At 40.5% G+C, this 19,855-nt stretch carries 16 protein-coding genes; 8 read left to right on the forward strand and 8 right to left on the reverse strand.

What is annotated here, in order from left to right; genetic code table 11:
• Positions 1–87: 87 nt before the first annotated feature.
• The 5 genes from MTP09_RS03485 to MTP09_RS03505 form a co-directional block, all read right to left on the reverse strand.
• Positions 88–1,095 carry a vWA domain-containing protein gene (locus MTP09_RS03485; RefSeq protein ID WP_243550602.1) on the reverse strand — a complete coding sequence of 336 codons (1,008 nt, stop codon included), beginning with the start codon at positions 1,093–1,095 and terminating at the stop codon, positions 88–90.
• Between the two features lie 175 nt (positions 1,096–1,270).
• Positions 1,271–2,275: a vWA domain-containing protein gene (locus MTP09_RS03490; protein WP_243550603.1), complete on the reverse strand. Its 1,005-nt coding sequence runs from the start codon at positions 2,273–2,275 to the stop codon at positions 1,271–1,273.
• Positions 2,276–3,175: a BatD family protein gene (locus tag MTP09_RS03495; RefSeq protein ID WP_243551579.1), complete on the reverse strand. Its 900-nt coding sequence runs from the start codon at positions 3,173–3,175 to the stop codon at positions 2,276–2,278.
• 50 nt (positions 3,176–3,225) lie between these two features.
• Positions 3,226–4,089 carry a DUF58 domain-containing protein gene (locus MTP09_RS03500; protein ID WP_243550606.1) on the reverse strand — a complete coding sequence of 288 codons (864 nt, stop codon included), beginning with the start codon at positions 4,087–4,089 and terminating at the stop codon, positions 3,226–3,228.
• A 196-nt stretch (positions 4,090–4,285) separates the two neighbouring features.
• Positions 4,286–5,290 carry an AAA family ATPase gene (locus MTP09_RS03505; RefSeq protein ID WP_243550608.1) on the reverse strand — a complete coding sequence of 335 codons (1,005 nt, stop codon included), beginning with the start codon at positions 5,288–5,290 and terminating at the stop codon, positions 4,286–4,288.
• A 270-nt stretch (positions 5,291–5,560) separates the two neighbouring features.
• Here MTP09_RS03505 and MTP09_RS03510 point away from each other — a divergent pair, with 270 nt between their 5' ends.
• The 4 genes from MTP09_RS03510 (at position 5,561) to MTP09_RS03525 (ending at position 8,005) form a co-directional block, all read left to right on the forward strand.
• Positions 5,561–6,031, forward strand: coding sequence for a DinB family protein (locus MTP09_RS03510; RefSeq protein ID WP_243550610.1), 471 nt, complete (start codon positions 5,561–5,563; stop codon positions 6,029–6,031).
• Between the two features lie 117 nt (positions 6,032–6,148).
• A complete protein-coding gene (rlmB, locus tag MTP09_RS03515) occupies positions 6,149–6,886 on the forward strand; it encodes a 23S rRNA (guanosine(2251)-2'-O)-methyltransferase RlmB (protein WP_243550612.1) in 738 nt (245 codons plus the stop codon).
• 116 nt (positions 6,887–7,002) lie between these two features.
• Complete coding sequence (locus MTP09_RS03520; RefSeq protein ID WP_243550613.1) at positions 7,003–7,452, forward strand: GreA/GreB family elongation factor; 450 nt, start codon at positions 7,003–7,005, stop codon at positions 7,450–7,452.
• 1 nt (position 7,453) lies between these two features.
• Complete coding sequence (locus tag MTP09_RS03525; protein ID WP_243550616.1) at positions 7,454–8,005, forward strand: nitroreductase family protein; 552 nt, start codon at positions 7,454–7,456, stop codon at positions 8,003–8,005.
• Here the strand turns inward: MTP09_RS03525 and MTP09_RS03530 are convergent.
• The gene (locus tag MTP09_RS03530; RefSeq protein WP_243551581.1) at positions 7,993–9,189 is read right to left on the reverse strand and encodes an exo-beta-N-acetylmuramidase NamZ family protein; all 1,197 of its coding nucleotides are present in this window, start codon (positions 9,187–9,189) and stop codon (positions 7,993–7,995) included. The two genes, MTP09_RS03525 and MTP09_RS03530, sit on opposite strands and share 13 nt — an antisense overlap.
• 4 nt (positions 9,190–9,193) lie before the next feature.
• Between MTP09_RS03530 and MTP09_RS03535 the strand changes: the two genes are divergently transcribed.
• Positions 9,194–10,423 (forward strand): ABC transporter permease, encoded by a 1,230-nt coding sequence (locus tag MTP09_RS03535; protein WP_243550618.1) that lies wholly within the window; start codon positions 9,194–9,196, stop codon positions 10,421–10,423.
• Positions 10,424–10,496: 73 nt separating this feature from the next.
• Positions 10,497–11,477, forward strand: coding sequence for a PLP-dependent cysteine synthase family protein (locus tag MTP09_RS03540; protein WP_243550620.1), 981 nt, complete (start codon positions 10,497–10,499; stop codon positions 11,475–11,477).
• A 237-nt stretch (positions 11,478–11,714) separates the two neighbouring features.
• Here the strand turns inward: MTP09_RS03540 and MTP09_RS03545 are convergent, their stop codons facing one another.
• Positions 11,715–14,879, reverse strand: a complete 3,165-nt coding sequence (locus tag MTP09_RS03545; protein ID WP_243550621.1) for a hypothetical protein — start codon at positions 14,877–14,879, stop codon at positions 11,715–11,717.
• A gap of 221 nt (positions 14,880–15,100) precedes the next feature.
• Here MTP09_RS03545 and MTP09_RS03550 point away from each other — a divergent pair, with 221 nt between their 5' ends.
• Both MTP09_RS03550 and MTP09_RS03555 read left to right on the forward strand, forming a co-directional pair.
• Positions 15,101–15,841 (forward strand): T9SS type A sorting domain-containing protein, encoded by a 741-nt coding sequence (locus tag MTP09_RS03550; RefSeq protein WP_243550623.1) that lies wholly within the window; start codon positions 15,101–15,103, stop codon positions 15,839–15,841.
• Positions 15,842–15,994: 153 nt separating this feature from the next.
• Positions 15,995–16,780: a T9SS type A sorting domain-containing protein gene (locus tag MTP09_RS03555; RefSeq protein ID WP_243550625.1), complete on the forward strand. Its 786-nt coding sequence runs from the start codon at positions 15,995–15,997 to the stop codon at positions 16,778–16,780.
• 239 nt (positions 16,781–17,019) lie between these two features.
• Here MTP09_RS03555 and MTP09_RS03560 read toward each other — a convergent pair whose 3' ends face one another.
• A complete protein-coding gene (locus MTP09_RS03560) occupies positions 17,020–19,839 on the reverse strand; it encodes a gluzincin family metallopeptidase (protein WP_243550627.1) in 2,820 nt (939 codons plus the stop codon).
• Positions 19,840–19,855 lie beyond the last annotated feature (16 nt).

A 19,855-nucleotide genomic window follows, 5' to 3' on the forward strand; every position in this document is an offset into this window, starting at 1 on the left:
TGCAAAATTATTCCTTTAATTGTTAAGGTTGAAGCACGAAACTGTTAAATTTCGGTTAAAATCCTGCTTAAACACGTTGATTTATAGTTAAATATTAAACTCCCTTTTCGGATTGAGGAGAAGAATCAGCAAAAAGAAAAAGATGGAGACACCCAAAAAATATTGGTAATAATGAATGGCGTTCTGCGACTTCACGATACTTTCTGATGAGGTGGAAGTTTTCTTCAGTCCGTCGATAATTTGAGCGGTCGCATTGTCGAGGTTGTTTCCATCCACATAGGTTCCGCCTGTTTCGGCGGCGATATTCTGCAGCGCGTTGATCTGTCTTTTAGAAATCACGGTTTGTCCCGTCATATCGTTTTTGTAGCCCATCAACTGACCGAAAACGTATTCGGGAATCGGCGCGCCTTCCTCTGTCCCAATTCCGACGGTGATCACAGAGATTCCTTCGCGGTTGGCTTCTTTGATGGCGGCTTTTTCATTTCCCTCATTGTCTTCGCCGTCGCTCAACAAAACGACCTTTCTTGAACCTTTTGCCACGTTTTTGAATTTTTCGGCAACAGTTTTCATCCCGCTCAGGAAATCTGTTCCCTGTATTTTTATGATGTTGGTTTCGATTCCGCCGATATAGGTTTCTGCTGCAGTAAAGTCTGTGGTTAAAGGCATTATTGATGATGCCTCACCCGCAAAAACTACAATTCCCACCTTGTCGTTGGTCATCTTGTTCATGGTTTGGACGATGATGTTTTTCGCTTCGTCCAAACGGTTGGGTTGCACATCCTGTGCATTCATCGAGTTGGAGACATCGAGCAGGAAGATCACATTGTTCATCTTCTGCTTAGTCTTTACTTCTTCGGAACCGCTCAGCAAATCAACGATGGAAAGAACCAGAAATAGCGTCGCAATCAAGTAAAGAACGGGTAAAACTTTGGAGAAACCCGATTTTTTTTCAAACAAAGTTTCCTGGAAACGGCTTTCAGCGAAAGTGTCTTTTCTGCGGTTTTTCCACCTCACGAAATTCAGCATCAGAAATCCGAGCAGCGGCAGAAGCAACAGCAGCGATAAATACCAATAATTTCCTAAGTACCAGTTCATTTAGAGGGTTTGGAGTTTGAGGTTTGAGGTTTGACGTTGTTTGAGGTTATTTGAGGTGGTTTGATTCGAGTTTCGAGTTTCAAGTTTCAAAACATAATTGTCACATTGTTAAATTGTTACATTGTTAAATTGTTCCATTTCCAAATTTCCAAATTATCAAATTTCCAAATTTTCTTCAGCTTAAAAACTTATAAAACACCCATCTCAACAGTGCATCCAAAAGCAGTATCGCCAAAGCGATCCACAGAAATTGCCGGAAATATTCCTGGTAATTGTAGAGCTTGGTGGTTTTCAGTTCGGATTTTTCGAGGTGGTTGATTTCGTTATACACTTCCTCCAAACTTTGGTTGGAGGTAGCGCGGAAATATTTTCCGCCCGTAGTTTCTGCAATTTCGCGCAGAACGGGTTCGTCGATTTTCACTTCTACTTCGTTGAAAACCAAATCACCGAAAATATCTGTTTGAGTCGGCATCAGTGCATAACCGTTGGTTCCGATTCCGATGCTGTACACCTTGATGTCGTTGGATTTTGCCAATTGTGCGCCGATTTGCGGCGGCATCGCATTTTCAATCGTATTTACACCGTCGGTCATCAGAATAATGATTTTCGATTTCGCTTTGCTGTGTCGCAAATGACTTACCGCAACCGAAAGTCCTTCTCCAATCGCTGTTCCTGGCTGCAGTTCGAGCGGATTCAGATTCTCGAGTTCGTCCAGAATAATTGCTTGGTCGGAAGTGACGGGAACTTTAGTGAAAGCTTCTCCGGAATACGTCACCAAACCAATTCTGTCGCCTGGTCTTTGATTGACAAATTTTTTGGCGATTTTCTTCAGCGCGGTCAATCGGTCAGGTTCCAAATCTTTTGCTAACATACTGAGCGAAACATCGACGGAGAGCATAATGTCGATGCCTTTCGAGTCGTCATCATTTTGCGACACGGCGAAAGTTCGCGGACGAGCCATTGCGATAATCAGCGCGGAAAGGATGAGGTATTTCGAAATCTTCAGCAGAAAAAGGACAAAGAGAATTCCTTTGTTTTCCTCCATTTTCGCAGTCGTCGGAACTTTGATTCCCGTCCGTTTCTTTTTCCTCATATCAAGGATCAGAAGCGGGATAAACGCCAAAAACAGCAGCAAAAACCACGGGCTGTAAAACTCGAAATTCATTAAATCAAAATTCATTTATACGCCTGTTCTTAATTGTTCTGCCTCCAAATCTTTGGACGAGCGTTTCACAAAATTCTTAATGTCTTCAAAATCCTTCGACATCGTTTGCTGGTCGGGGAAAGTCTTGGCAAATTTCACCAGGTCTCCCCGCACAAAAACTTCTTCCACGATTTTTTCATTTTGGGGGGAAATGGTGTTGTTGAGTTTCATCACATCGATCAAATCGTCGGTCAGCAATACATCTGCGGGAATTTTGTACTGTTTGGTGATAAAGTTTCGCGAAATATCGATCAGCTCCACATAGAACATACGGAAGTCGCCATTCTCGATAAACTTTTTCTTTCTGAGTTTCTCCAGATCCTTCAAGGTTTGGTTGGTCATCATCACAGGCGAAGATTTTCTTCGTTTCGCATATTTCACAATGTTCCAGATGATGAAGATGAGTGCAAGGAGCGTCAGTATTCCCAAAATGTACCATTTGTAAAGTTCCCAATAATCTTTCACATCGAGTTTTACCTCTTTGTTTTTCATAATGTCGTTGATCTGGTCGCCTTTCTGCGCGGTATTGATCACTTCAACTTCGTAGGGAATTGTGTGGTAAAGCTGGTCGCCAATTTTGAAATCCAAAGCGGGAATGGTGAATTTTCCTTCCTCAAAGATCTGGAATTCCACCGTCCGTTCGTACATATCCATCTGTTTGCTGATGCTGTCCTTCACCGTTTCAAAATGGAAGGGAAGCAGCTCGTTTTTTGGGGAAGACTGCACATCTTTCCCCTGAAGATTGGAAATGTTGACTTTATAAATGCCCACTTCTCCCAAAGCAAGCGTCTTCTTGTCGAGTTTAGACCCGAGAACCTGCGAGAAAGCTAAAACGCTAAGGAAACTGAAAATGGTAAATAATATTTTTTTCAAAATCTTTTCTTTTTTCAAATGAGACACGCGATAAATCGAGTCTCTACACAAAATTATCGTTTCTGAAAATACTGATACAGAAACTTCGAATAATCTTCCCCCGTATTGATATTCATAAAACTTGCCGACGAATTTTCAAAATCTTCTGTTACCTGTCTTACTTTCTGTTTTTGGTTTTCGGCGAAAACATAACGCCATCTTGCACTGGAAGTATTTGCCCAAACCTGTTTCCCCGTTTCCGCATCGGTGAAAAGCGCGTAACCGATGTCAGGAATCTCATTGTCTTTTTCATCAAAAATCCTCATTCCGAGGAGTTGGTGCTTTTTCGAGGCGACCCTCAGAATCTTTAAATCATAGGAATCCTCAAAATCCGAAAACATAAAAAGCAATGATTTCTTCTTGAAAACACTCATCATATATTGAAGGGCGTCATCGATTTTGGATTCTGCAGGAACATAATCGGCGCTCAGAATCGTACTGATGATCGCCAAAATATGCTTCCTCCCTTTTTGTGGCGGGATGACTTTATAGACTTTGTCGGCGAAGAGGATCAGTCCGACCTTATCATTATTTCCTGCGGCTGAAAACCCTAAACTTGCACAGATTTCGGCAACGAATTCACGTTTCAGCTGGGTTTTGGTTCCGTAATCCATCGACGCAGAAATATCGACCAGGAGCATCATCGTGAGTTCCCGCTCTTCTTCCATCACTTTTACGAACGGTTCGCGAAAACGGGCGGTCTTGTTCCAATCGATCCTGCGGATTTCATCGCCGAACTGATACGGACGAACTTCAGAAAAAGTCATTCCCTGTCCTTTGAATGCGCTGTGATATTGCCCCATCAAAGTCTGCTCCGTCTTTTTTCTCGTACGGATTTCAATCTGCTTAACTTTTTTGATGATGTCCTTGATGTCCATTCTAATGTAAAAATGTATCAATTTAACAATGTAACAATTTTGTGAATTTAAGATTGGTACATTGGTAGATTCTTAGATTGGCAAATTAAATTACGGTGCCTGTTTTTTTAATGATTCCAACGCTGCGATATCGTTCGTTGCTCCGCAACTTGTAACTTTTGCCTTGTTTCTTGCTTCTTGAAAAAGCGGAACTTTTTTACGGTGCCTGTATTTTCCCTAAAATCTTATTGATGATTTCGTCGGCGGTGATTTCTTCTGCTTCGGCTTCGAAACTCAGTCCGATTCGGTGGCGGAGAACGTCTTTTGCGATTTCTTTCACGTCTTCAGGAATTACGAATGCGCGGTTTTTCAGGAATGCGAAAGCGCGGGCTGCAATTGCCAAATTGATGGAAGCTCTCGGTGAAGCTCCGAAACTGATGTAGTTTTTCAGTTCGGCAAGTCCGTATTTTTCTGGGAAACGGGTGGCAAAAACCATATCGAGAATATATTTCTCGATTTTTTCGTCCACATAGATTTGATTGATAAGCTCTTTTGCCTCCACAACATTTTGCAGCGTAATCACAGGTTTGATCTGCGGTTGGTGCGATGTTGCGACCATCTGCATAATTTTTCTCTCGTCCTCGAAATCGGGATAGGTGATCGTGCATTTCAGCATAAAACGGTCGCTTTGTGCTTCAGGTAAAAGATACGTTCCTTCCTGATCGATTGGGTTTTGTGTTGCCAAAACAAGGAAGGGTTTCGGAAGCGGCATTGTTTCATCACCGATGGTTACTTGTTTTTCCTGCATTGCTTCCAGTAACGCCGACTGCACTTTCGAGGGAGCACGGTTGATTTCGTCCGCAAGAACAAAATTGGCGAAGATCGGTCCGCGCTTGATGGAGAAATCATTGTCTTTAATATTGTACATCATCGTTCCCACAACGTCGGCGGGAAGAAGGTCGGGTGTAAACTGAATTCTGGAAAAGTCGCCGTGAACCGCATCCGCCAAAGTTTTGATCGCCAAAGTTTTCGCCAATCCAGGAACTCCTTCCAAGAGAATGTGTCCGTTGCCGAGAAGTCCGATCAACAGGCGATCCACCATATATTCCTGTCCGATAATTGCCTTGTTGATTTCCTGTTTTAAAAGCGAAAAAAAGTAATTCTGCTCCCTTACTTTTTCTGTCAATTGTCTGATATCTTCCGCTTGATGTAGTTCTGACATAGGTTTCCTAAAATTTAATCGGTAAATTTCTAATAATTACCGATGCTAATCAACACAATTAATGCCAATATAGCGTTAAACTTTGTTAAAAAGAACGGCGTCCACAACTTAAATAAGAAGATAAAGCCAATGAGAGCTGGTCACTTTTGCCTTTGGACTTGAATTTTTGCTCCTCGGACTTCGCTCTCCCATCTCCCATCTTCCATCTTCGGTCTTCGTACTTCGGACTTCCATCTTTTTTCACTACTTTTGAAGCATAAAACTCTCGAAATGAACTATCATTTTCAGGCACACCGACAGGTGCGGAAAAACCTGCTCGAAATCCTTCAGCAAAATTCACTTCAGGACCTGCTCTTAATTCCCGACGGTTTCAACAACAATATGTACTGGAACATCGCGCACACCGTTGCAACGCAGCAGTTGTTGTGCTATTACCTGAGCGGAAATCCCTTCAGGATCGATAAATACTGGATTGAAACCTACAAAAAGGGAACGCTTCCCAACCTAAACGTGCAACAGTCGGAAGTGGATGACCTCTGTTTTCTGCTTACGGAAACTTCAAAAATCCTGATGAAGGATTACGACGCCGATTTCTTTTCCGACTACACTCCTTATACCACCAGTTTCGGTTTGGATCTTAAGAACATCCAGGATGCGATCATCTTCAACAATATGCACGAAAGCTTGCATTACGGTTATGCGATGGCGCAGAAGCGGGCGATTCTTGGGGAGAAGTTTTAACTTAATTAATAAATAATAATGAATAATTAATAATTGGTTGTAAAAGCAAACGAAGTTTGATCAATCTTGAGTTAAGCATTATTCATTATTAATTCTTCATTATTCCTTACAAAAAATATGAAAGACGACTTTATTTTCGGTTTGCGCCCTGTAATCGAAGCGATTGAAGCGGGGAAAACCATCGACAAGATATTTTTGCAGAATGCTTTGCAGGGACCGATTTACGCGGAACTGAAAGCGCTTCTAAGCAAGCATAAAATCCGCCCGAACTACGTTCCCGTGGAGAAGCTGAACCGCTTCACCCGAAAAAATCATCAGGGAGTGGTGGCTTTTATTTCCGATGTGCCGTTTGAAAAAATCGAGGACGTGCTCCCGCAACTTTTTGAAGAGGGAAAAACTCCCTTTCTCCTAATTCTTGACCGTTTGACAGATGTAAGAAATTTCGGAGCGATCTGCAGAACCGCGGAATGTGTCGGAATTCACGCAGTGATTTTACCAGAAAAAGGAGCGGCTCCCATTAATTCGGATGCGATTAAAACTTCTGCAGGCGCGATTTACAGCCTAAAAATCTGCAAAGAAAAAAATCTTGCACACGCGGTAGATTTCCTTCAGCAATCGGGAGTACAGGTTTTTGCCGCGACCGAAAAAGCCCAGAAATTAGTTTACGAAGTCGATTTCACCGAACCATGCGCGTTGGTGATGGGAAATGAAGAGACAGGAATTTCCAAGGAAGTGCTTCATCATTCCGATGAGAAAATCAAACTCCCAATCGAGGGAAGAACCCAGTCGCTGAATGTTTCCGTAGCTTGTGGAGCAATTCTTTACGAGGCGGTGAGGCAAAAATTGGGTAAGTGAGTTGGAGTGTGGGTGAGTTGATGAGTGATGAAATTGAGTTTTGCAAATTTATACGATGATGAAATTTCAAATTACAAATAAAAAAAGATTTTTATCTTTATTTAAAATTTGGAAGGATGCAGAAGAACACCGTAACCAAAAGTGACATTAGGAATTATATTCGCGAGGTCATTATCACCAAAATAGAAAAGTTAGAAAAATTCATAGAATTCACTCTTGATGCAAGCCGCGAAATCAAGAAAACTCCGAAATATGACTCAATCCGAGAGGAAATGCAGGAGGAAATCTACCAAATGCAGAAACAGCTTGCCTCGCTGAACGACCTTAGAAGAAATTTGACAAAAGTTCTGAATACGCCAACCGACAAAGTCCAGCTCGGTTCAGTGGTGTTTACCAACAAAGCAAGATTTTATATATCAGTTTCGCTGGGCGAGTTTTTCTTTGAAGGAGACCGTTTCTATGCGATTTCTGAAGAAAGTCCGATGGCAAAAATAATGTTCGGCAAAAAACAGGGCGACTCTTTTGTGCTCAACAATATTAGTCAAACCATCGAAGAGGTAATGTAATATGGAAGATTCAAAGCCGACTAAGCAAGAAAAAGCTGCCATTCTAAAAGGGATTATCAAATCCAGACGAAGCGTCTTTCCGAAAAACTATTCTGATGAAAAAATTGATGATGAAATTCTAGAAGAAATTCTTGAATCCGCCAATTTTGCCCCGAATCACAAGCGGACAAAACCTGTCCGTTTGAAAGTCTTTCGTGGCGAAGAAAAATCGAAATTCGGACTTAAACTGGCAGAAATCTACAAATCTACAACGCGACCAGAAGTTTTTCTTGAGAAAAAATACATCGACATTACCAATAAAATTTCGAAGACCGACACGTTATTGGCTATTTGTGTGAACTTCAGTGGTTTGGTTCCCGAATGGGAGGAAATTGCTTCTGCCGCAATGTCTGTGCAGAATATGTATCTTACTTGTACGGTTTACGGAATCGGATGTTATTGGAGCACGCCTGGAATGATTGTCCATCTTGGCGATTTTCTTGGTCTTGAAGAAAACCAGCGGTGCATCGGTCTTTTTTATATGGGTAAAGTCAAAGAAGATCAGTCTTCGTAAACCACATATTTCGTGCGAATTTTTTCGAAAGCATCTAAATCTTTTTGCCAAGATTGTCTAATTTCTACTTCAGTTTTACCTGCGATAATCTGCTTTCTCAGTTCGTCGGTTCCTGCGAGTTTGTCGAAAAACAGATTTTTTAGAAAGAAATCCTGTTGCGGGTTTTTGTAATTTTTGTAGGCGTTTAAAAGCCAGTCCAAATTCAGCTTCCTGAGTTCTTCTGGATGTTTAGAGAGGTTTTCGCCATAACAAAGTTTGCCATTCAGGAATGGATCTTTTGCACCATAGTTTGGTTTTGGGGTGAATTTGTAGGGCAGATTTTTCGTCCACGGACTTCCATAAATCTGGAAAGGTAAATCCGTTCCGCGACCTACGGAAACCTGCGTTCCCTCAAAGAAACACAAGCTCGGATAAAGATTGATGGATTTGTCATTCGGAAGATTTGGCGAAGGTTTGTCTGAGATTTTGTAGCGTTGTTTTTTGTGGTAGTTCATCATCGGAATCAAAGTGTATTTTGCTTGAATTCCGTTTTTGAGCCACTTTTCGCCATTTATCATTTTGCCGTATTCGCCAATCGTCAAACCATAAACAACGGGAATATTGTGCATTCCGACGAAACTTTTCCATTGGTCTTTTAAGGCAGGGCCGTCAATATATCCGTCGTGTGGATTTGGTCGGTCCAGAACCATTATTTCGACATTGTTTTCCGCTCCAGCTTCCATTACATAAGTCAAAGTGGAAATATAGGTGTAAAAGCGTACGCCAACATCTTGAATATCAAAAACGACCAAATCGATTCCCTTCAATTGTCCAGGAGTCGGTTTTTTGTTGCTTCCGTAAAGTGAGACAATTGGGATTCCTGTCTTGGAATCCACTCCGTTTTTTACGTGCTCACCTGCATCAGCATCACCGCGAAACCCGTGTTCGGGGGCGAAAATGGTTTTAATCTTAATAGTGTTTTTAACGAGGAAATCTACCAGAAAAGTTTTGTCGTTGAGCAATCCGGTTTGGTTCGTAACGACTGCAATTGTTTTATTTTTAAGCAAAGGAAGATAAAGTTCGGGTCGGTCTGCACCTGTTTTAAAGCATTGCTTATCGGTGTTTTGTGCTGAAACGGTGGTTTGAAAGCTAAAATAAATCAACACAATCAGAAATAAATTTTTAATTTTGGACATTAAATTCATCTGTTTGAAATTTCCATTATACTTTTCCAAAAAAATAGCGTTTTCCAAAGATAACAAAAATAATCTCTCGCGGATTATTGTCTTTATTGGTCGGCTTTCTGTAGCTTTGGGTGTGATTGTTTCGCTGATCACGGTATCTACTGGAATCGGTTCGAAAACTGCGATCAAGGAAAGAATGGCCGATTTTTCGGGACACATTTCTATCAAGTCGGAAAAGTCGAATAACTCTTACAATTCTTCGCCATTGAGTACGGAAGGTCTTCAAATTCAAAAAATTAAAGAACTTCCTGATGTCGCATCGTTGCAAGAATATGTTACCTCAAGCGGAATCTTGCGTAAGGAGCACAATTTTGCTGGAATTATTTTTAAAGGAATAGGACCTGATTTTGACCACGAAAGATTTAAGAAATTTTTGATTGAAGGGAAAACTCCAAGAGTGAAAGAGGGGGTTTATAATGGAGGTGTTTGTATTTCTTCAAAGTTGGCGTCGGATCTGCATTTAAAAGTTAAAGACAGTATCGTTGCGATCTTTTCAAAAGAAGATCAGAAACCGCTTTACAGAAAATTCGAGGTAGTAGGAATTTACAAGACCGATATTAAAATGATTGACGACCTTTTCGTTATCGGTGGAATCAATCACGCGCGAAAAATTCAGGGAATGAATGACAGCGAAATTGGTGGGATTGACGTGTTCCTCAAAAATATTAACGATATCGATAAAGACGCACCTGCTGTTGATAAACTCTCAGGATACAAAAACTACACTGTAAAAGCAACCGAAGAATATCCACAAATTATGGATTTTATTTCGATTTTTGATACCAACATCGCGCTGATCATTGCTATCATGCTTTTTGTGGTCATCATCAATATAGTGATGGTACTTCTGATTCTGATTATAGAAAGGACTAATTCGATCGGGATGCTTAAAACATTGGGAGCAAGTAACGGACAAATCAGGACGATTTTCATCAACTATACTTTGCTCATTATGATTCCTGGGCTGGTTTTAGGGAATTTGATTGGTCTTGGTTTTCTGCTACTCCAGAAATATTTCAGCATCATTAAACTAAATCCCGAAAATTACTATATAAGTACGGTTCCTGTAGATCTGAACATCTTCTATATTCTCGCAATTTCGTTGGGAATTCTAGTGGTATCGGCAATTTCGCTCATCTTGCCGAGTTACCTGATCAGTAAGATTTCGCCAGTGAAAGCAATTAAATACAATTAATAAAATCTTTTAAAAAAAAATCATTCGGTGGAGATTGACTATTTTTGTCGCTCCAAAAAAAGAAATACGCACAATGAAATATGCAGAAAACATTCTCGAAACTATAGGAAACACACCTCTTGTGAAACTCAACAAGGTTTTAGGTGAAGATTTCCCTGCTTTGGTTTTGGCAAAAGTAGAAACATTTAACCCTGGAAATTCTGTGAAAGATCGAATGGCGCTTAAAATGATCGAAGACGCTGAGAAAGACGGCAGATTGAAGCCAGGAGGAACCATTATCGAAGGAACGTCTGGAAACACTGGAATGGGATTGGCTCTGGCTGCAATTGTGAAAGGATACAAATGTATCTTTGTGACAAACTCGAAGCAGTCCAAAGAAAAATGTGATATTTTGAGGGCGGTAGGAGCGGAAGTAATCGTGTGTCCGACTGATGTGAAACCAACCGACCCGCGTTCTTACTATTCCGTTTCAAAAAGATTGGCTACAGAAACCGAAAACGGGTGGTACGTGAATCAATACGACAATTTATCGAACAGGGAAGCGCATTACGAATCAACCGCGCCCGAAATTTGGGAGCAAACGGACGGAAGAATCACGCACTTTGTGGTAGGAGCGGGAACGGGTGGAACAATTTGCGGCGTTGGTAAATTTTTAAAAGAAAAGAACCAAAACATCCAGATAATCGGCGTTGACACATTTGGTTCGATCCTGAAAGAATTTCACGAAACTGGTGAAATACATTACGATCACGCCTATACTTATATTACAGAAGGAATCGGCGAAGACATTATTCCTGAAAATTACGATATGTCGGTAATTGACCATTTCGAGAAAGTGACGGATAAAGACGGAGCCGTTTACGCCCGGAAACTTGCAAAGGAAGAAGGGATTTTCTGCGGTTACTCTGCAGGAAGTGCTATTTCTGCATTGGTACAGATGAAAGATCAGTTTACAAAAGATGACGTGGTTGTAGTATTGCTTCACGACCACGGTTCAAGATATGTCGGGAAAATTTATAATGACGACTGGATGAAAGAGCAGGGTTGGCTCTGAGCACCAATTTACTAAAAGTATTACTTCATAACATTAATGCTGGATTTCTTAGTCCAGCTTTTTTTTAAGCACCAGAATAAATTCAAAACAGGTGTAAGGTGCATCATGATAATTACTTAGACAATTTCCATCTTATTCTCGAATTTCGCACTTCGTATTTCGTATTTCGTACTTTGTACTTTGTACTTTGTACTTTGTACTTTGTACTTTGTACTTTGTACTTTGTATTTCGTCCTTCTAAAAGCTTGCTTTCACCTGCACCGATCCGATATGAATGGTTCGTTCACCAGAATTTCTTCCCTCATAATTGATGTTCAGCTGGATTAAAGACGAAATTGCCTGCTGAAAGAATACACTCCAAACTTGGTTTTTGCCCGGTTTCAGTCCGTCGAGCATTTGGTTTCCGACTAATGAAAAACTATTCCCTGTGAAGTTGTTGTTGATAAACGAAAAACTTCCGCGAACCGAAGTCTTTTTCCGTTCCCATTGTAAACTACCTGTAAGATCGAAAGTTTTCAGAAGCTCTTCACCATCCGTTCTTTTCTTTTGCCTTAAAGCGGACGAAAGTTCTGCCTGAACCGCTTCCGTCAACTTGTACGTCGCTTTCGGTCTCGTCTCAAAATTATTTAATAGATAATCCCTGGTTTTAAAAAGTTGTGATGAATTGGAGATTTGATGCAACGAATTTTCCCAATCAATCCGAAATTCCTTATTGAACCAATATCCGATATTTAGAAAGTTTGAAGTTTGCGACCGCTCTTCGTTGCTGAAATTGGCATTAATGAGGTTTTGGCTGTCCACAAAGCGGTAACTTCCGTTCCAACCTGATTTGTCGGTGGGGTTGAACTGCGCTGAAGCAAGGATATTTTGATTTTTCAGTATTTGGTCACTGTTTTTCTCAAAAGGATTCCAAACCAATACCTTGTCTTTTTTGAAGAATGAGTTTTGGGAATTTAGGGAGATATTAAAATTCCATCGTTTCAGAAACCTGTTTTCCGAATTGAAAATCACGGATGGATTCACAAACAAAGCAAGCTGCATTTTGTTTTTGTTGGAGGGGAGATAATTCACGGTATTGGTGTAAACTCTGATATACTGTGCCAAATCTGCATATTCCGCAATTTCGAACTCGTCGAGCTGTTGGATTCCGTCGCCGTTGTAGTCGGTCCATTTGTAGATTCCCTGTCCGTCGGTTACTTTGATGTACTGAAATTCCCGCAGTGCTTCCTGTCCGTTTCCGAGTTCATAAAATGCCTGCAAACGCATCCCGTTTTTAAAAAGCTGTTGATTGTATAAGATATTTCCCACAACAAAATCCTGGTTAAACTGGTTCGCAAAATCCTGTTGCTGGTAATAGAATTTGCGGTAGTGAACCAAGGCGTTCAGCGTAGTTTTTTCAGTTTTAATAATTTGGCTTTCCGCCATTAATCCCAAAATGTGGTTCATATTTTCAAGCGCATTATTCCGAATCGAATCGTTGTCGCGAAAGTAAAGTTTGGTTAAAAGTTTCGTTCTTGCAGAGTCGCCAATTTTCTTCTGCACGAAAATTTCTTTCCAACTGAAACTTGAGACGTCATATTTTTCAGTTTCGTTGAATTTCTTCAGGTTATGCTCCATATTTCCGCCAATTCCCCAACTTCCTTTTTTTCCAGTGTATTCAGAAATTACTCCGCCGCGGATAAATTTGGTGTTCTGCAAATTTGCCTTTGTGTCGAGATAAGAAAATTTTCCTGTAGTGTTAATTTTCCCTTTGACCCAAGCAAAATCCAGATCGTTTTTCAGTCCTTTGTAGGAATCTTTCTCGTCCAGATAATTCATCCTATAATTAATGAAGGAAAGGTTTTTCCATTGGTTTAGGAAGCTGAAAATGAATCTGTTCTGTGTTTTTTGGTTAAATTCCTGAAGAAGGTTGAAGTCCCGTGAAAACTCCACGTCATTGATCCTGTCGAGAATATGGAACCGTGAACTGATTTGCTGGAATTCGAAGGACGGTGTTCCTTTCCAGTTATTCTTGGTGAAAGTTTTGTTCCCAAAGATTCTTCCTGCATAACCGATATTCTGTTCGGAATCTCGGGAAGAAAAAAGGTTCGGGTCGTAGTTGCTCAGCGAAAAATCAGTCCCGATTCGCCCATTATTGAGCAAAACCTCCGTATTGGTAGAAAAAACTTGGGATTTCTGTGGAGCTGGAAGTTTTCTCACCGCTCTGTAATCACCGAGATTAGTGCCTACATATTCGAAAACGCGTCCGTTATTGGTGGTTTGTTTCAACCGGTAGTCGCCGAGGTTTTGCCCGAAATAGGTAAATGCGACCTGGTAAAGCGTCAAACTCTGGTCGTTGGAGTGTTCGTAATAATTTCCGTTTGGATTTTGCACCAATTGATAAAGGATTTTATTCACGTCAAACTCTGAAATCGTTCCGGAAGGCGCATACATCAGTTCGGGATTATTTCCAGCATTTGCCAAAATCTGCTCTTCTTCCTTTGTTAGGTTTAAGGAAAGCGGCGCGTTCTTATTGTCATTTTCCAAAAACCAGTTGAACCCGAATTTTACTTTTTCTCTTTCGTGGCGTATTCCGCCGGTTACGACGAATCTGTTGTAGTTTCTGTTGGTATAGTTGTAGGAAATGGTGATGAAATTCTGTTTGAAGATTGGTCGAAAGCTGGTAAAAGTCACTTCCCCTGTATTGTAGTTGATGAAATAATCCTGGTTTTCGCCGCGTTTCATTAAAATACCGTCGATAAATACCTGTTCGGAGCCGGAAATTATGGTGATGAACTGTTCGCCGTTTTTGCCATTCAGCCGGTACGGTCCCTGATTTCCTTCCACTCCCTGAAAACGGATTCGGTGAAATTCGCTTCTTGCAACTCCCGCAGAAACATCAACGAAGGTTTTGTTTTGATTTCCGAAATTGGTTTCAAACTCCAGTCCCATACTTCTTCTTTGAAATCTTCCGAAATAGGTTTGGTTGTCGAGCAAGTCGAGGTGTCCGGCTCTGAGAATCGATTTTTCCTTCATATTGAGCTGGATATAGACTTTGTCAAATTCTTCCAGCGTCTGTGTGTATCCGTCGGCTTGGATGGGGAGATTGTGGTCGGAAATACTTGCGAGAATAGAGATATCTTTCGACAATTTACCCGAAATCTGCATATCCATCGAGCTTTGCACGCTTTGGCCTTGATTATTGCCGAATGTGATTCCTCGGATAATGGAACCTTTCGACTGCAGGTCGCCCAAAATTTGTGATCGGGTATTTTTTACCAGTACTCCTTCATCTACAATGATCTTGTTTCTGGTTCTGATAAAGTCGAGCGTATCTTTAGAGAAAACATCTTTATTGATTTTTGCGGCAATAATCGAATCTCTTTTTAGCGAATCTTCGGGAATGTTGGGATTCTTCCACATGAAAATTTGGGCATTAATTAAACTAAAGCCCGAAAAAAAAAGGAAGAAAAAAAATATTCTTTGAATCAAAATCCACGCAAATGCTTGGTGTAAAAGTAACGAAAAACCTTTGTTAATATTACGGTTGGATATTTAACAATTATTTAACCCTTTAATTATGGTAATTGTAAAATTCGTTGTATTTTTGCGGTGTAAAATATTAACAATTAAAATTTGAAACAATGAAAAAACTTTATTCATTATTTGCAGCTGTAGTGATTGCTGCAACGGTTAGTGCGCAGGGAACGGAAGGATTTAGTTCTCAAGCAAATACTACTGGTACTAATTATACCACAGTTAACTTCACAGGTATGGATAATACAACTTGGGCTTTAGCTCTTGCAAGGATTGTGGACACCTCTGCAAACTATGCGATTACGGGATCCACTGCTTTGATGAACGCCAATGGTACAATCACAATTACTTTTGGTAGTGGTGTTGGAAATTTGAAATTCCAGTATATGAAGGCGTTTACTGGCGGTACTGCAAGAAGTATTCAGGTTTCCGTAAATGGAACTATTGTTAATACAACTCCTACTTTTGGATCAGGAAGTGGAGCTCAAACGACAGTTTATGATTATTCCTACGATATCAACAGTAGTGGAAGTACAGTAGTTGAAGTTAAGGTTCTTGGAGCACAAACTTCTCTTGACAATTTTGTTTGGACAGCTGCTCCAACAATGTCAGTTACCGACATCAACGCTGCTAAAGCAAGCTTGGTTAAAAACACTTTGGTTAATAACACCATCAACTTCGCTGCTAAAGCTGACGTGAAAATCGTGAACATGAACGGACAGGTTGTGAAAACAGCTTCTGTAAACGAAAACACAACTCTTGACGTTTCTGCACTTACTAAAGGAACTTACATCGTAACCGGTGTGGTAAACGGTAAAGCGGTTTCTGAAAAAGTAATAAAAAAATAATCTCTTTCGATCGATAAATCTAAGGTTGCCAATTATCGGCAACCTTTTTTTGTTAGAATGTTAACAAAATTTATTAGACTTTAGTCTATTTAATAAAAACTAATGCGTAAATTTGTATTCCAAAGAATAAGTAACAATTTAAAATTTAAAACAATGAAAAAAATCTTTACAATTTTAAGTATTGCGGCAATTGCTTCATTATCTGCTCAAAATTTATTAGTGAATCCAGGATTTGAAACCTGGACAGATCCAGCTGCGAAACCAGATGGTTGGAACGCGATGAACGGAGGTTCTAAAGAAACAGTTACCGTACATTCAGGTGTTAATTCCGTTAAATTAATTCCGGTTGCTCCAAATACAAATGCAAATATTGCGGCAGTAGATGTACCTGCAACTGAAAACACACAATATTCTGTTGGATATTGGGTTCTTGACAATGTTGCAAATTCAAGAGGAAGACATTGGATTCAGTTCAGAACAGCTTCAGCAAACATTACACCAGGAGCAGGCGGAGCAGCTTTTCAGCCATCTACCTACACTTCAGATGCTCCACAGTGGGTATTTGTTAGCGCAACTGCAACAACTCCGGCTACAACAACAATTTTAAGATTTGATTACAGAGTTTATTCTCAAAACAACATCATCACAGATCCAATTTATTTTGACGACGTTCAGTTAGTTCAAGGTGCTTTGGCTGTAACAGATGTGAATTCCTTCGACAAAGCAATTAAAATGAACACTATCGTTGGAAACGAATTAAGAGTAATTCTTCCGGCAAGAGCTACCGTAAACATCTATTCTGCAGAAGGAAGATTGGTAAGTTCAAACAGAGTAAACAGCGGAGAGGCAATCAATACTTCTTCCCTTGCAAAAGGAAACTATATCGTAACAGTAAGTGACGGTTCTGCAACTATCAGCAGAAAAGTGATGAAAAACTAATCATTAGTTTTATAAAGCATTTGAAAGCCGCTTCAGTGAAGCGGCTTTTTTATGTCGATATTATGGAAAATGGTTGGTTTACATGCTTCGAGAACCTCAGCATGACAGGAAAGAGTTTCTTATTAAGAAAAGTGAAAGAAAAGTGAATGGTGAATTTGCTTCGCAGTGAATAGTGAATCTAAAAAAACCTCAAACCTCAAACTCCTGTCCCGCAAATGCGGGATCAAACCTCAAACCTCTTAGAACCATCCTCTCCTGAAATAATTGGTGATCGCCGAGAAATTCATCACCAAAGTAAAGCGGATTCTCTTTTGGTAATCCTTAAACGACGGTTCGAAACCGAGCGAACTCTGCACCGGGAAATACACTTCCAGAAAATCGGGGATCACTTTCACCTTCACTCCCGAATCCCAGATGAATTTCGCATCCATCGATTTGCTTTTGTACATTCCTGCATCTGCGTAAACATTGAACCAGCGCCAAACGTGCGAGTCCACATTGAAACTGGTGATCCATTGGTTTGCGCTGTTTCCGAGATAAGATTTAAAGCCGCCTTCCGCAATGACCATCTGCTGCGACAAAATTCCCGACGTGGCGCTCTGTCCCAGAAGTCCGTAAGAGAAAGCATAGTTTGAAACCCTGGAAATTCCATAATCGAAAAGATTATTTTTGGTATAGTTCGTCAGGAAGTATCCGCCAAACCAACGGAAGCTGATTTTCTTGTCTTTGGCAAATTCCCAACGGTAAAATGCCTCCGCAGAAATTTTCTGGAAATCTTCCATAAACTGGAAGTTCGTGCTGAAATATTTCTCGTGGATCAGTCGCCGATCCGAATATCCGTAACCGATATTCCAAAGATTGTATCGCGAGTACTCGTTTTCTGCAATCATTTTTGGAGTCAGGTCTTTGTCAAAGTAATTGTAGGATATTCCCAAGTTCCTGCCGATATCACTTCTCGGGTTTTTGGCAAAGCTCATTCCGGCAAATGCACTGAATTTTCGGTAGCTCAAACTATAATCGTAATGAAAGTAGGAACCGCTCAGTCCCAAATCCAAACTTCTGAAAAAACTTTCCGCGGGCTGAAAAGAGTAGGAGAGTCCGCCGGAACCGGTCAGTTTTCCTGTTCCCGTGCTGAAGTATGGCGTGAACGAATAATTAAATTTCCTTTCAAAAAGCGAGGAGTTCCTGAAATTCAAACCCATCAAAATTTTGTCGTAAGCATTGAAATTTACCCGCGGATTCAGGTAAATCTCATTGAATTCAGGATTGGGAATATCCTTGAAGAGCTTGAACTTAATTTTCTTGGTGTTGGCAAAAAGTCCTCTCGTGTAACGGTAATTGTCGCGAAAATTATTTTCCGGGAAAATATACTCGTTATTAACTACAATTTTCTCGGCATCTGATTGCGGGATATTGTAGGTTTTCGGTTCTGTGGAGTCGTCGGTGTCGAACCAAAACTCGTGTTTCTTGCCGTTTTTGCTTTGGGTTTCGACTTTAAATGGAATTTGCTGCACGGTGTTTTTGCGGATTTTCACCTGAAATTGGTCGCCGTTTTTTTTGTAGCGTTTAAGGTCGAAGTTGGTGCGGTTTTTCTGCTGGATGAATTTTTCCAGAAACTCGGATGAATAACTGGAAGCTAAAGTCAGCTGATCCAGAAAATCCTTGCTGTCGATGGGTTTCCCGTTATTTTTTTCCACGTAGCTTCGCACGAAGTCCTCGAATTTTTCATGCTCCATTTTTTCGGCGATAAAGAAAAAAATGTTCCCCATCTCGAAGTGGCTGATTGCCGTCGCATTGAAGTTGCTCAGTTTATCAAAAGGTTCCGAAATCTTTTGATCCATATTCTGGGTCATAATGTACTGGTACGCTAATCCGTATCGTTCGGAAAGTTTCAAATCTGCGGCGTGAAAAAGTTTCAGCGGCTTCAACCCAAAAATGTCGAAGTTTTCCGGCAGTTTTCCAAGGAGTTTTTCATCTTTGTAATACCGGTCGATGTACTGAATTTCGAGATAGGTTTTCAGTCCGTTGATCAGCCAGTGGTCTTTGTTTTTTTCGAAGGTAAATGACTGCTCCACAACATCTTTCGCCAAAATACTGAAATAGTTGAGGTCGGTTTTCTGCGATTCTGTAAAAAGTTCCCACTTGAATTTCCAGAACCTGACATCGTCGGTTCCAGTGAAGTTTTCAGCATTCTTTAACTTTTCACTAATGAAGATTTTCTTGGGCAAGAAACCTGTTTTGGTTTTAATGAAATTCAGTTGAAGCGGTAAATAGAATTCCAGGTTTTCCGATTCTTCGCGTGTTAGTTCATATCCGAAATCGATCTTTATATTTTCACCATCCACAGGAATTTCCATTCGGTGAAATTTGTTTTGCGAAATAAGAAATTCAGGATCGTTCGTCAGTTTTCCTTGAAAATAATTCGGCAGATTTTCGTCTAAGTTGCTTGTCACGTTCCAGTTGGCAGGAATGTCGAGATTCACCGTCCAGTAGATTCCGCGGGTTTGGTTTTCGCCGATATCGATGTAGTGTCGCGGGTTCTGGTTTTCTGTTTCCAAACCATCGGGAACGATGAAGAAGTATTTCAGTAGAAATTGTTTGCCATCAAAACCATATCCAGTAAAGTTTGACTTTGGTAAATTGAGTTGATAATCTAATTCTATTCTTACCTTTTCCCCGGGTTGCAGATTTTGGGTTAAAGGAAGGTAGAGCATTTCACTTTCTGCCAAGAATTTTTCCGGTGCTGAACTTCCAATCCGAAAACTAAAATTTTCTATACTTCCCAATTCATCGGGTTTCGCGAAGTAGAGGTCGCTTTTTCTGTCTTCCAGTTTTCTTTTCAGGAGCGGCGTGTTTCGGTTTTTATACGCTGCAGTCCAGTTCAGTAATTTGATTTTATTTAATGGAGTTCCGGTCGTATTATGCCAAACAATTTCCTGATGCACCTCGATTTGGTTGGAATGTGCTGAAATCCGTGCATTCACATAAACGCTGTCCTGTTGACCAGAAACAGCAATCCACATAATCACCGACAAAATTCCGCACAAAAGTCTTTTCATAGGAAGCAGTTCCAAA

The organism is Chryseobacterium suipulveris, assembly GCF_022811685.1.
Classification (GTDB): domain Bacteria; phylum Bacteroidota; class Bacteroidia; order Flavobacteriales; family Weeksellaceae; genus Kaistella; species Kaistella suipulveris.